The sequence below is a fragment of the Pseudomonas sp. EYE_354 genome (assembly GCF_023148575.1).
GTDB lineage: Bacteria > Pseudomonadota > Gammaproteobacteria > Pseudomonadales > Pseudomonadaceae > Aquipseudomonas.
On the sequence record NZ_JAHXNQ010000007.1, the window covers coordinates 1 to 12,744 of the forward strand.

The 12,744-nt window shown below is 62.5% G+C and carries 11 protein-coding genes and 1 pseudogene; 3 read left to right on the forward strand and 9 right to left on the reverse strand.

The window, feature by feature from the left end; genetic code table 11:
- Positions 1-1,208: 1,208 nt before the first annotated feature.
- Positions 1,209-2,117, reverse strand: coding sequence for a glutaminase B (gene glsB, locus KZX66_RS11255; RefSeq protein ID WP_248079370.1), 909 nt, complete (start codon positions 2,115-2,117; stop codon positions 1,209-1,211).
- Positions 2,118-2,171: 54 nt separating this feature from the next.
- Entirely contained in the window at positions 2,172-2,516 is a 345-nt protein-coding gene (locus KZX66_RS11260; protein ID WP_248079373.1) for a hypothetical protein, read from the reverse strand.
- Positions 2,517-2,583: 67 nt separating this feature from the next.
- Here KZX66_RS11260 and KZX66_RS11265 point away from each other — a divergent pair.
- A pseudogene (locus KZX66_RS11265) lies at positions 2,584-2,826 on the forward strand (helix-turn-helix domain-containing protein); the annotation flags it as partial.
- A gap of 81 nt (positions 2,827-2,907) precedes the next feature.
- On the opposite strand, the gene KZX66_RS11270 reads toward KZX66_RS11265, so the two are convergent.
- The 3 genes from KZX66_RS11270 to KZX66_RS11280 form a co-directional block, all read right to left on the reverse strand.
- Entirely contained in the window at positions 2,908-3,870 is a 963-nt protein-coding gene (locus KZX66_RS11270; protein ID WP_248079375.1) for a hypothetical protein, read from the reverse strand.
- A 75-nt stretch (positions 3,871-3,945) separates the two neighbouring features.
- Positions 3,946-5,130, reverse strand: a complete 1,185-nt coding sequence (locus tag KZX66_RS11275) for a sugar transporter (RefSeq protein WP_248079377.1) — start codon at positions 5,128-5,130, stop codon at positions 3,946-3,948.
- 223 nt (positions 5,131-5,353) lie between these two features.
- Positions 5,354-6,352 (reverse strand): bile acid:sodium symporter family protein, encoded by a 999-nt coding sequence (locus KZX66_RS11280; protein WP_248079379.1) that lies wholly within the window; start codon positions 6,350-6,352, stop codon positions 5,354-5,356.
- Positions 6,353-6,437: 85 nt separating this feature from the next.
- Between KZX66_RS11280 and KZX66_RS11285 the strand changes: the two genes are divergently transcribed.
- Both KZX66_RS11285 and KZX66_RS11290 read left to right on the forward strand, forming a co-directional pair.
- The gene (locus KZX66_RS11285; RefSeq protein WP_248079381.1) at positions 6,438-7,226 is read left to right on the forward strand and encodes a helix-turn-helix transcriptional regulator; all 789 of its coding nucleotides are present in this window, start codon (positions 6,438-6,440) and stop codon (positions 7,224-7,226) included.
- A 154-nt stretch (positions 7,227-7,380) separates the two neighbouring features.
- Positions 7,381-7,812: a hypothetical protein gene (locus tag KZX66_RS11290; RefSeq protein ID WP_248079383.1), complete on the forward strand. Its 432-nt coding sequence runs from the start codon at positions 7,381-7,383 to the stop codon at positions 7,810-7,812.
- A gap of 72 nt (positions 7,813-7,884) precedes the next feature.
- On the opposite strand, the gene KZX66_RS11295 is transcribed toward KZX66_RS11290, so the two are convergent.
- The 4 genes from KZX66_RS11295 to KZX66_RS11310 form a co-directional block, all read right to left on the reverse strand.
- Positions 7,885-9,132, reverse strand: a complete 1,248-nt coding sequence (locus KZX66_RS11295; RefSeq protein WP_248079385.1) for a zinc-dependent alcohol dehydrogenase — start codon at positions 9,130-9,132, stop codon at positions 7,885-7,887.
- An 85-nt stretch (positions 9,133-9,217) separates the two neighbouring features.
- The gene (locus KZX66_RS11300) at positions 9,218-10,336 is read right to left on the reverse strand and encodes a carboxylate-amine ligase (RefSeq protein WP_248079387.1); all 1,119 of its coding nucleotides are present in this window, start codon (positions 10,334-10,336) and stop codon (positions 9,218-9,220) included.
- A 6-nt stretch (positions 10,337-10,342) separates the two neighbouring features.
- Positions 10,343-11,287, reverse strand: a complete 945-nt coding sequence (locus KZX66_RS11305; RefSeq protein WP_248079389.1) for a class I SAM-dependent methyltransferase — start codon at positions 11,285-11,287, stop codon at positions 10,343-10,345.
- A 10-nt stretch (positions 11,288-11,297) separates the two neighbouring features.
- On the reverse strand, positions 11,298-12,677 hold the full coding sequence (locus KZX66_RS11310; protein WP_248079391.1) for an iron-containing redox enzyme family protein: 1,380 nt from the start codon (positions 12,675-12,677) through the stop codon (positions 11,298-11,300).
- Between the last annotated feature and the right edge of the window lie 67 nt (positions 12,678-12,744).

Here is a 12,744-nt window from a genome sequence, read left to right on the forward strand (position 1 = left end):
ATTGCCTGATGGGTGATTGTTGACCGAACAAAAGAATGCGCCCCAAGGGGCGCATTCTTTTTGGCAACAATCCTGCTGTAGAAACTCCCCCCTATAGCGGGGTTGTGGTGCCGTGAAGTCGCGTACCTGATCAGGGATTTCTCACACTTCTTTCAGGTTGCCGCCCGGAACTTCGCTGACTAACCTCTTCGCCCGTCGCTGCCAATTCAGCGACCGGATTTGACCGTCCGGCCTTCTTAACGAACTGCTACGCCCTGCCCCTATCCCAGGCGTTTTTTTGTGCCTGAGGTATCGTGTCGCGGCAGTTGTGCGCGGGATACCTTCGGGTATGCCGGGTTCGTTGACAACCGGTCGGTCAACCCGCGTACAGCTGCCACCCTCTTCGTTTGACCGCGAACGCTGTGTGCAACTGTTGGTGGACAAAGCACTGGATGACGCCCATCCAGCCGCATGACACCCAATGATCGTTCCCACGCTCTGCGTGGAAATGCCGCCTGGGACGCTCCGCGTCCCGCCGGCCAGTGTGAAGTTCGAAGAGTGCGCAATGGTGACGCGGAGCGTCACGGGGTGCATTCCCACGCAGAGCGTGGGAACGATCTCAATTGCCTGATGGGTGATTGTTGACCGAACAAAAGAATGCGCCCCAAGGGGCGCATTCTTTTTGGCAACAATCCTGCTGTAGAAACTCCCCCCTATAGCGGGGTTGTGGTGCCGTGAAGTCGCGTACCTGATCAGGGATTTCTCACACTTCTTTCAGGTTGCCGCCCGGAACTTCGCTGACTAACCTCTTCGCCCGTCGCTGCCAATTCAGCGACCGGATTTGACCGTCCGGCCTTCTTAACGAACTGCTACGCCCTGCCCCTATCCCAGGCGTTTTTTTGTGCCTGAGGTATCGTGTCGCGGCAGTTGTGCGCGGGATACCTTCGGGTATGCCGGGTTCGTTGACAACCGGTCGGTCAACCCGCGTACAGCTGCCACCCTCTTCGTTTGACCGCGAACGCTGTGTGCAACTGTTGGTGGACAAAGCACTGGATGACGCCCATCCAGCCGCATGACACCCAATGATCGTTCCCACGCTCTGCGTGGAAATGCCGCCTGGGACGCTCCGCGTCCCGCCGGCCAGTGTGAAGTTCGAAGAGTGCGCAATGGTGACGCGGAGCGTCACGGGGTGCATTCCCACGCAGAGCGTGGGAACGATCTCAACCCACTCAAAACACCGACCACCCAATCCGCTCACTCAACAACTCCAACGCCTTGATCCCCGCCAGGGAGTTGCCCGACGCGTTCAGCTCCGGCGACCACACGCACACCGTGAACTGCCCTGGCACCACCGCGACAATGCCACCCCCTACCCCGCTCTTGCCCGGCAAGCCGACGCGGTAGGCAAAATTGCCCGCCTCGTCGTAGAGCCCGCTGGTGGCCATGATCGAGTTGACTTGCTTGGTCTGGCGTGGGCTCAGGATCTGTTCACCACTGTGGGCGCTGGTGCCCTCGTTGGCCAGGAAGCTGAACGCTTTGGCCAGGTCCAGGCAGCTCATCTGCAAGGCGCAATAGTTGAAGTAGCTGTGCAGCACCGCATGCACATCGTTGTGGAAGTTGCCGAACGATTTCATCAGGTAAGCCATGGCCGCGCTGCGTGCGCCGTGCTGGGCTTCGGAGTCGGCGACAACACTGTTGACCAGGATATGCGGGTTGCCCGACAGGCGCCGCACGAAGTCGCGCATCGACAGGATCGGCACCGCAAAGCGCGACTGGTTGATGTCGCAAATCACCAACGCGCCGGCGTTAATGAACGGGTTACGCGGGCGGCCGCTTTCGAACTCCAGTTGCACCAGCGAGTTGAACGGCTGCCCCGACGGCTCATGGCCCAGGCGTTCCCAGATGCTCTCGCCACCGTGGTCGATGGCCTGCACCAGACTGAACACTTTGGAGATGCTCTGCACTGAGAACAGCGTATCGGCGTCGCCGGCACGGTAGGCCGAGCCGTCGTTGCCGTACACGGCGATGCCGAGTTGGTTGGCCGGTACATGGGCCAGGGCGGGGATGTAATCGGCGACTTTGCCGAGGCCGATCAATGGACGCACTTCGTCGAGGATCGACTCCAGCAGCGCCTGCATGTCTTGTCCTGTCATCTTGGTTTGAATCAGTGATAGCGGGGCGCGGAGGATACTTCAATGGGCGCGAAAGCCCCACACAATCTCCACCACCCGCTCGGCCACCACCAGATAAATCAGGATCAACAACAGCTGCAACGCCAAGTGATAGCGCAGCTTGGCGAGCCGGCGAATGCCATCGCTCACGTTCAGCAACATCAGCACCGCCGACAGCACAATCAGCCCCCACCCCGCCACGCCGGACGCAAACACCCCAACGAACAACACCTGCTGGCCCAGCAGTGCATTGGTGCCTGCGGCAAACAGCAGCGCACAGACCAGCAGGTTCTTGACGTTGTCGAAAATCTGCGTGCTCAGGTCATTTTCCAACAGGGCCAAGTAACGCTTCCAAAACGTGTGCATGGGTCAGTACCGGGTAGGATCACTCGTCAATCAAAGTAGTCCAGATGCCGGTGATCTGCACCGCTCAAAGGAACTGGGCCTGAGTTTCGGCCGCGGGCGTCGGGAGTTGCCTGTGATCCTGTCACTGCAACGCCTGGCCAAGGGCGACAGTGTGCAGCGTGTGACACTGGACCTGGGTTACGAAAACGCCAGCGGTTTTATCACCATGTTCCGCAAAACCGTGGGCCAGCCGCCGGCGCGTTTCATGGCGGACCGGGCCGGGGCTGTCGGCGCGACCGCCCCGACGATTGCGCTCAAAGACAGCCACTGACGACCGAAGGTCGCCCGACCCGGCCCGGAAGCCTCGAACAATGGTGTAATCGAAAATGCAGGGGGCGGTGTTGGCCGGGTTCTAGGAAACCATTGCAGGATCAGGTTCGCCCGCTTCTTCAGCAACCGGGACCTGCGCGACGTAAGAGAACCCCGCAGCCTCCCAGTCACGCCAGTCGGGTACCACACCGGGAAGCCAGCATGAGTCGATGGTATCCACCAGGACCATTCGCCGCTCTTTTTTTCCTTTGATCTCGTAATTGAACTCCCAGTACCACCAAGCGTGCACCTTGCCGTCCTCCTCGACGGCCAATGGCAGATAAACCTGATCGGTGTTCTCCTTGAAAGGCTCAAGCTGCCAACCGGGCAGCATTTTTGCGCGGATATCGGCAAGCCGCCTGGTCTGCAGAGCAAGCAATACGTCAGGCAGTTGATCAAAACTGCAACAGCGAAAACTGGCGCCCTCTCCCACAAACGTGGAAAACCCCACCGACTCATGCTTGCCCGCAAGCGCGTCCATTTCGCGGCCGGTCCGCACGTGGAAAACCACCGCGCCCAAATCGAGTTTACCGTCCTTGATCACCGCGTCATCGGCCATATGGGCAAGGATGTAAAACTGCGCCGGGAACACGGTCTGTTTGAGGTTTTTGTCTTCGATGCCGTTCCAGCGACTGGTTTTCCGAATCCGCCAGTTGTGCGGCGACGCTGTGCTTTTGATTTCAAGCGTCACGCCCCACGTGAGTTGGAGATCAAACACATCACCGTGGGGCTGCTGCCCGTAGAATCGCTCGATACTCTTGGTCAATTCACCAGGGCCAGGGGTTTGAGTCGTGAGTGACCTGACCGTGTCTCCAACGATTGCATCGTTGTGGGCGATCAGGTGACGGGCCACCAGATACTCAATCAACACACCCCGCAGAACAGGAACCTCCATGTTGGAAAAGGCCCACGTCCAGAAGTCATTGGCGGTATAGGCCGTCGCTACATCCCCAAACGAGAACTGAGTCTGCGCCTCAAGAAAACGCTTGAGTTCCGCTACCTTCATAGTCGTCCACTCCTTCTAAACACCTATCGTTTGGTGTCACGTTGCATGCCAGGAATCTGCGCCCTGACGTCGAACTCAAGCGCCGGCCACGCCCGTCCCAAACCGCCGAATCGCCAGGCAATACCCACCCAACGCCAGCGCCGCCAGCAACCCGCCCGCCGCGCCGATCCAGGCGAAGCCGAAGTGGCTGCCGACCCAGCTGCCCATCAGGGCGCCGCCGCCGATGCCGATGTTGTAGATGCCCGAGAACATCGCCATGGCGACGTCGGTGGCGTCCGGGGCCAGCACCAGTACTTTGGACTGCATGGCCAGGCCGAAGCCCATGATCGCCATGCCCCAGAAGACGCTCAACACCACCAGGTAGGATTCGGCACCGCTCAACGGCAGCATCAGCGCCAGGCACGCGGCGAGGATAAACACCGCGCCGACCACGAACAGGTGGGGATTGAAGCGGTGCACCAGGCTGAACAGCAGCGAACCGATAATGCCCGCGCCGCCAAACACCAGCAGGATCAGGGTGACCGCGCTGCCACCCAGGCCGGCAACGCCTTCGACGAACGGTTCGATGTAGCTGTAGGCGGTGAATTGCGCGGTCACGGTCAGCGCGGTGAGCACGTAGAGCGCCACCAGCGCCGGGCGTTTGAACAGCAGCGGCAGGCTGCGCAGCGAACCGGAGTTCTGGCTCGGCAGCAGCGGCAACGTGCGCGCCAGCCAGAACACCAGGCCTCCCGCGAACGCGGCGATCACCAGGAACGTGGTACGCCAGCCCATGGCTTCGCCGAGCAGACGGCCGAGGGGAATGCCCAGCACCATCGCCAGCGACGTGCCGGTGGCCAGCAGCCCGAGGGCTTGTACCTGCTTGCCGGCTGGCGCCAGGCGCACTGCGAGGGACGCGGTGATCGACCAGAACAGCGCATGGGCCAGCGCGATGCCGACCCGGCTGACCATCAGCAGGCCAAAACTGGTGGCCACGCTGGACAGGATATGGCTGGCAATAAACAGAGCGAACAGCACGATCAGCAATTTGCGCCGCTCGACGTTACGCGTCAGCAGCATCACCGGCAGCGAGGTCAGGGACACGATCCAGGCATAGATGGTGAGCATCAGGCCGACGCTGGACACCTGCATGTCAAAGCTGGCGCCGATGGCGCTGAGCAGCCCGACGGGCACGAATTCGGTGGTATTGAACACAAAGGCGGCCAGCGCGAGGGCGATGACCGGTTGCCAATTGGCTTGAGGGGTTGCGGCTGACTGGCTCATTTAACGGCGAAGTACTCTAGCGATGATCGAACGGCCACCCAGGACAAGCGCCGCCGCCAAGCATTCTATAGGTTTCTCGCCGCGGTGTAGGCGCTGATCCTTGAAGATTCGACGGCCAACCGCTCAGGGCGAAGACAGCGTCCCCCCCTTCGTCGACGCTCCTGCTTGGGCTGGTAAGCAAGAGATCGACCTTCAGTGCGCAAACTTGAGGTGATTCGCCAACCTAAGGCTCCACCTGCCCCATCAACTCCGGGATGCTTTCCGGCCGATTCGCATAGCGCTGCGCCAACGCCGCGCACACCATCAATTGAATCTGGTGAAACAGCATCAACGGCAGAATCAACACGCCCATGCTCGCCCCGGCAAACAGCACCTGGGCCATGGGCACGCCGGTGGCCAGGCTTTTTTTCGAGCCGCAGAACAGGATGGTGATGCGGTCTTCCTGGTTAAAGCCGAACACCTTGCCCAGCACGGTCGACGCCACCAGCACCAGCGCCAGCAACACGCAGCAGGCCACCACCAGGCCGCCCAGTTCCCACAGCGGAATCTGATGCCAGATGCCTTCGTTGACCGCCTCGCTGAACGCGCCGTAGACCACCAGCAGGATCGAGCCCTGGTCGACGAACTTGAGCCAGGTCTTGTTGCGGCCCACCCATGCACCGATCCAGCGACGGGCGATTTGCCCGGCAATGAACGGCAGCAGCAGTTGCACACTGATCTTCACGATGGCATCGACGGTGGAGCCGCCTTCACCGTGCACGTTGAGCAACAGCGTCACCAGCAACGGCGTAAGGAAGATCCCGAACAGGCTGGACGCCGCCGCGCTGCAAATCGCCGCCGGGATATTGCCGCGTGCCAGGGACGTGAAGGCAATCGCCGATTGCACGGTGGCCGGCAATGCGCAGAGGTAGAGCATGCCCATGTACAGGTCTTTGCCGATCAACGGCGACAGCACCGGCTTAAGTGCCAGGCCCAGCAACGGGAACAGCACGAACGTCAGGCTGAACACCAGCAGGTGCAAGCGCCAGTGGCCGGCCCCGGCCACGATGGCCTGGCGCGACAGCTTGGCGCCGTGCAAAAAAAACAGCAGCGCGATGGCCAGGTTGGTCACCCAGCCAAACGCCACGGCGGTCTGGCCGCTGGCGGGCAGCAAGGAGGCAAGGGCCACCGTGGCGATCAGCGTCAGGGTGAAGTTGTCAGGCAGGAAACGGGGGCGAGTCATAAGCGGATCTTCCAGGGGTTGCCAAGAGCGTCACCGCGACTCTAACGTAACGGCTTGTTACCGACTAACGCCAATGAGCCAGTAAATGCCGCCTAAAGGACACGATAAGACCGTTCGCCGCAGCATTCCCGGGCTCTCCAGCCTGCCGCGTCCGGTGTATGGGCGTACCGAATCGCTGCCCAATCGTGCGTTGACCCGCCGCCACAGCCACCCGTGGGTGCAATTGTCTTACGCGATTTCGGGGGTGCTGGAGATCCAGACCAGCGCCGGGCGCTTTATCGCACCGCCGCAACGGGCGGTATGGATCCCCGCTGGCATGCCGCACCGCGTGTACAGCGCACCGCACACCGAGATGCGCAGCCTCTACCTTGATTGCAGCGTCACCGCCTGGGCGGCTGAGCACTGTCATGTGTTGCAGGTGAACAGCCTGCTGCGCGAGCTGATCCGCAGTTTCAGTGAGCTGCCGGTGGAATATGCCGAGGATGGCCCGGATGGACGGCTGGCCCAGGTGATCCTCGACCAACTCGCCGCCGCGCCCCAGGTGGACTTGATGCTGCCGCTGCCCCACGAGCCACGCTTGCGCCAGATCTACCGCAGCCTGAGCCTGCGCCCGGAACAACAGACCACCCTGGGCCAATGGAGCGAGAAACTGGGCCTCAGCGAAAAAACCCTCAGCCGCTTGTTTCTAAAAGACACCGGCCTGAGCTTCCGCGCCTGGCGCCAACGCTTGCGCCTGCTCAGCGCCCTGCCCGCCCTGGAGCGAGGCGAACGGGTCACGGACGTGGCGCTGGGGTGCGGCTATGAGTCGACGTCAGCCTTCATCAATGCATTTCGCCAGCAGTTTGATGCCACACCCGGTGAGTTTTTCCGCTAGCCGCCACCGCCACCCAGGGCCTCGCTGCTCGCTTCAGCAACGGCGGGCGGCAACAGCGCGCATCTATTTGTGATGCAAATACCCCCAAACCCGCGCACGGCTGGTATCGTGCCGCGCTTTGAAAAAACTGCCGCAACCCGCGAGGAACTGCCCGTTGAACACTGACGAAAAAATGACCGGGGACCTGTTCGAGGTCGATAAGCGCCTGTCACTCAAGCCCGTGGTGGACTTCAACGCCTACCTGCGCAGCGCCTTCGGCGACGGCCTCTGCACCTGCATCCGCTGCACCGCGGGCAGTGGAAATGAAACTGGCTATGAGTTCCAGCACACCTTCACTTTCGACGGCAAACCCGGCCACCGCCGCTTTGCCTCCACGGCTGGCAGCGATGTGCTGATGGCGCTGAAGAAAGCGTGGTTGTCGTACACCAAAGCAGAGCTGCCCGCCAGCGGCGCACTGGCGCTGGACACGGTGAAGGAGTTTGTCGAACCGCAATTGCACAAGCGCCTGGCGCCGCTGTTTCTGGCCAGTGGGCTGGTCAAGGATGTCGACGGTGAGCTGCGCATTCAGCCACAGGCACTGGCCTGATACGAGTCGACCACAACGTTATAGCGCAACTGTGGGAGCACAACGCCTCCCACATTCACAGCGCGCTGTGGCCTAGAAACCGGGCATGCCTTGTACGCGGAACTCGGGCGTCAGTTCTTCGTCCAGCGGCTCGGCCAGCGGCCGATCCTCAATGCCTGGCACCAGAATCACCTTGCGGCACTCCTCCTCGGCTTTATCAAACAGCTCATAGCCCCGCGCCGCCTGTTCCAGTGACAGTCGATGGGTGACGATCGCCTCCGGGTTCAAACGCCCCAGTTCAATGTGCTCCAGTAGTTCCGGTAGAAAGCGCTGCACATGGGTCTGGCCCATCTTGAAGGTCAGGCCCTTGTCGAACGCGTCGCCAAACATGAACCCATGGATGAACCCCGCATACACACCCGCCACGCTGACCACCCCACCCCGGCGCACGGCGGCGATGCATTGGCGCAGGGCCTTGCCGCTGCTGCCTTCGATCTTGAGGGTGGTGAGGATGGTCTCGGTGGTGCTGCCCTTGGCTTCGAAGCCGACGGCATCCACCACGCCATCGACGCCACGCATGCCGGCGGTCTGGCGGATGATGGTGTCGGCGGGATCATCGTCGTCTTCGAAGTTGATCGGGATCACGCCGTACATCTTCTGCGCATAGGCCAGCCGATACGGGTGATCGTCAACCATGAAGATCTGCTCGGCGCCCAGCATCTGCGCGCACGCTGCACTCAGCAACCCCACCGGCCCGGCACCATAGATCGCCACACTGGAGCCCTGGCCAATACCGGCGTTGGTCACGGCCTGCCAGGCGGTGGGCAAAATGTCGGATAGAAACAGCACCTTTTCATCCGCCAGCACGCCGGGCACTTTGAACGGGCCGGTGTTGGCCTTAGGCACCCTTACCAGCTCGGCCTGACCACCCGGAATGCCGCCATACAGGCGGCTGTAGCCGAACAGCGCAGCACCCGGCGGGATCGCCTTTTTGTTCAGAATCGCGCCGCGCCCGTCGTTAGTGGTTTCACAGGCGGCGAATTGCTGCAACTGGCAGAAAAAACACTCACCACAAGCGATCACGAACGGGATCACCACGCGGTCACCGCGTTGGACCGCTGTCACCCCTGGCCCGGTTTCTTCGACGATGCCCATGAATTCATGGCCGAATATATCGCCATGTTCCACGGTGGGGATCTTGCCGCGGTACAGGTGCAGGTCAGAGCCGCAGATAGCGGTGGCGGTGACCCGCAAAATAATGTCGTCGGGTTGTTCGATGATGGGGTCGGGGACGGTGTCCACCTGCACCTTATGGGCGCCTTGGTACGTCATGGCTCGCATGGGCTGCACTCCGGTTATTGAGTAGAGTCAGTCATTAGGGGCAGCAGTGATGGCAAGTGTTCCGTTGGCGTTCGCAGCCAGCCGATCAAAGGTCGCCACGGCTTTGGGCAAGCAAGCGGTCGACGACTGCCTGTAGCCCCGCATGCGCGTCCGCGTCCGTGGCAGAGGCGTCGGCGAAACACTTCAGTTGATCCACCGCACTGTTGCCGCGCCGCAACAGCACCAGGGCGTGCTCGAACAACAAGGGTTCGCCCATGGCCTCGGCGGTCGTCTGGAAGCGTTGTGCCGCGCGCTGTAACAGCTGTTCGGCGGCGCCGGTGGTGCCTTGGTCGTCCAGGGCGAAAGTACCCGCCGTACCGTAGCGCTTGGCCTGCCAGCGGTTTTCCTTGAGCAGCCAACGGGTCTGGGCGGTGAACAGGGCGCCGGGCCGAGGCATCCCGCAGGCATGGGTGACCATTACACGAAACAGCGTCGCCAGTAGGAGTGCGTCGTTCAGCCGGGGGCACGCGTCCGTCATGCGCAGTTCCAGGGTGGGATAACGCGCCGCCGGGCGAATCCCCCACCAGCCGTTGCCGTCAGCCTTGATCGCACCCACGCGCTGCATCAACGCCAGGTAGCGCTGGTAGGCCGCCCAATCCTCGAAATGCTCCGGCACGCCCATGCGCGGCCACTCGTCGCAGGCGGCCTGGCGGTAGCTCATGAAACCACTGGGCGCGCCCTCCCAGAACGGCGACGAACAACTGAGCAGCAGCAACAACGGCAGCCACGGTGACACTTCGTTCATCACCGCTATGCGGTCCACCTGCGCCGGCACCTGCACATGCACGTGCAGCCCGCACAACACGCTGCGGCGCGCCACGTGTTGGATGTCCTCGAACAGGCACTCGAAATGCGCCTGCGCGGTGGGTGCCTGGTCACGCCAGGCCGTGAGGGGATGGCTGCCGGCGCAGACAATGCCCAGGCCGAATTCGCCGAGGGATTCAGCCAAGTTATGCCGCACGGTGGCCAGGTAATCGGCGGCTTCGCGACTGGCCTTGAATACCGGCGACGCGACTTCGATCTGCCCCTGGAACATCTCGAAGGCAAACCCCGCGCCGATCGCCCGTTGGCACGCCGCCAATACCGCGGCCGGTGGCTCGCTGAGCATGCGACGGCTGTGCAGGTCGGTGATGAAGTATTCCTCTTCAATGCCGAAGGTGAGCATGGGCGTTCAGCGCAAGCGGGTCACGGTGAGCGCGACCACGGCGATCCGCTCCACGCGCTCATAGCCTGGTTTGTCGAGTTCTTCACCGAAGACATCCGGGTCCAGTTCGCGGTAGGTCCAGCCGAAGGCATCGCTGGCCAGCAACGGCTCGACCGCTTCCAGAAACGGATCGCCGCCGGCCACCATCGCCACCCCGGTATAGAGCACCAGGCTGCCGCCCAGGGTCAGGCGCCCAAGGGACTCGCCGACGATGCGTACCGACAAGTGCTCACCCAATGCACCGCCGCCATGCCGGTAGGCGCGCTGACGGTCGTCGTTCATGTAGGGCGGGTTGGCGACGATTAAATCGAACGTACCGTCCAGGCTCGCCAGCAGGTCGCTCTGGTACACCCTGACGTTGTCCAGCCCGGCCAGCTCGGCGTTCACCGCGGTCATGCGCAGGGCGCGCGGGTTGATGTCCACCGCGAGCACCTGCGCGTCATGCCGCGCCTGGGCGATGACCAGGGCGCCCACACCTGCGCCGCAGCCAATGTCGACGGCGCACTTGATCGGTTCGAAACGCTGTTGCAGATGGGCCTGGATCACCTGGGCGAACCGGTAGCTGTCGGGGCCGAAGAACACCGCATCCGCCTGGGTGGTGGGGTACGGCGAATGCGCAAACAACAAATCCCCGAGGCTCGACCAGCGCACGGTACTGCGCCACAGCGCGTCGTGTTTTTCGATCACGTCCGCTTGCTGCAGCTCATCACGAAAGGCAGCGGGCAGCAGGTCATGCTCAAACGGCATCGACCAGCCGAACACATCGCGCAGGTTCATTGCCAGCGGGGTCGCCAGCCGCCGGTACACCCGTTCGTGGGTCAAGGGCGTCGGGGTGACAAAGCGGTAGCCGCTCTCTTTCAGGCCTTTGCCCAGGTTGAGTAAGGCGCGGTCGGCCAGTTGTTGTGCAGACATGAGCGGTTCCTTAGCGCAGACGCGCACGCAGTTGGATAAAACGGCGGGTGGCGTACAGGCCGGCCGGGGTGCAATGACGGCGGGCCGACAGCCACGGGATCAGCGCGTTGAGTTGTTGCGCGTCGGGCAGGTTACTCAGCGACTCCACCAGCGCCTGGGTATCCGGGTCTGCCGGGCGCTGCTGCTCGCGGGCAAACGGGCTGCCGCGTCCCGGCCTGGCGGGTGGAACGCGTTGCTCGCTGACCCAGTCACCGGCGATCCAGTCGTGCAGCAGTTGTTTTTCATAGCCGCTGAACACACCGAACATCGCCGCGCCCGCCCCTTCGATCAGCTGCCAGAAGCGGCTGTCGGCGGGGTTCTGGTTGAGTTTGATCCAGCCCTTGTCCTGCAGGGCGCGCAGAAAATCCGGGATCTGCCCCGGCGTCGCCAGCCATTGATTGACGGTCTTGCCCTCGAAGCGGCAATAGTCCGAATGCATGTGTTGGCCGAAGGTGCGCTTGCGTTCAAGCATTGCCACCACTTCGTCCAACAGGTTGAAGCGGTCGATCACCGCCGTGGTGCCCGCACCCAAATCATTCAGGCGATAGCCCTGAGCCACGCGCCGGTAAAAGTCCGCCCTGCCCTCGCCCAGCGGCAGCAGGTTCAGGACCGACTGTGCCGCCTTGCAGGCGTGGCCACTGCTGGCATTGTCGATGGTCACGTGGAGCGTGAAGTAGTAAGGGTCGATGCCCAACTCGCTCAGCTCATAGGCGGTGATCAACAAGTGCAGCGGCAGCTGCTCATAGCCCAGGTTGTAGCCGATGACCTCCGGCAGAAACTCGTCGGCGCACAAGCCCAGGGCCAGTTGCAGCGCGCCTTGCAGGTAGTGCTCATCCTCCAGGCCCGCCTCGCTGTCGGCATCGTGCTCACTGAGCAACTTGCGGTAGATCACCACATGGTTCTGCGCGGCCTGGCCATCGCCCAGCTCTTCGAGGTAGGTGGTGAGCAGGCCGTCGAAGCGCTGGTCCTGCCAGTGGCGCAGCAACCCATAGAGCCACGCGCCATCGACCTGCTTGGTCGGCGCCACACGTTGCAGCACATACAGCGCATGGGCCTTGTTGCGAAAGTAACGACGCGGCCGGCCTTGCTGGCGCTGCTCAAGGTAGTCGGCGTAGGCCTGGGCGACGGCGGCGCAACGCTGCTCGACCCAGGCAAACAAATGGTCCGGCTCGTCGGGCAGATCGCAGGCCGCGTCCTGGACCTGCGCCAGCTGCGTGTGCAGGAACTCGCGCGCCAGTGCGCAAGCGTCCGGCGCTTCGCCATACAGCTGTTGATAGACCCGCTGACAGTCGCCGCAGCCCGAGTGATGCACAGAAGCCGGTTGGCCCGACAGCGCCGTTAATAGCGTCATGATGGCAGTTCCCGCAATGTCCTATACAACCTGGCCTTCTGGCATGAAGGCCCCGCAAGAGCGCGCG

Bases quoted from the DNA above. Each gene is read 5' to 3' on its own strand.
- KZX66_RS11295 (WP_248079385.1), bottom strand. From the start codon at position 9,132: ATGCGAGCCATGACGTACCAAGGCGCCCATAAGGTGCAGGTGGACACC.
- KZX66_RS11270 (WP_248079375.1), bottom strand. From the start codon at position 3,870: ATGAAGGTAGCGGAACTCAAGCGTTTTCTTGAGGCGCAGACTCAGTTC.
- KZX66_RS11300 (WP_248079387.1), bottom strand. From the start codon at position 10,336: ATGCTCACCTTCGGCATTGAAGAGGAATACTTCATCACCGACCTGCAC.
- KZX66_RS11310 (WP_248079391.1), bottom strand. From the start codon at position 12,677: ATGACGCTATTAACGGCGCTGTCGGGCCAACCGGCTTCTGTGCATCAC.
- KZX66_RS11285 (WP_248079381.1), top strand. From the start codon at position 6,438: ATGCCGCCTAAAGGACACGATAAGACCGTTCGCCGCAGCATTCCCGGG.
- KZX66_RS11260 (WP_248079373.1), bottom strand. From the start codon at position 2,516: ATGCACACGTTTTGGAAGCGTTACTTGGCCCTGTTGGAAAATGACCTG.
- glsB (WP_248079370.1), bottom strand. From the start codon at position 2,117: ATGCAGGCGCTGCTGGAGTCGATCCTCGACGAAGTGCGTCCATTGATC.
- KZX66_RS11280 (WP_248079379.1), bottom strand. From the start codon at position 6,352: ATGACTCGCCCCCGTTTCCTGCCTGACAACTTCACCCTGACGCTGATC.
- KZX66_RS11275 (WP_248079377.1), bottom strand. From the start codon at position 5,130: ATGAGCCAGTCAGCCGCAACCCCTCAAGCCAATTGGCAACCGGTCATC.
- KZX66_RS11305 (WP_248079389.1), bottom strand. From the start codon at position 11,287: ATGTCTGCACAACAACTGGCCGACCGCGCCTTACTCAACCTGGGCAAA.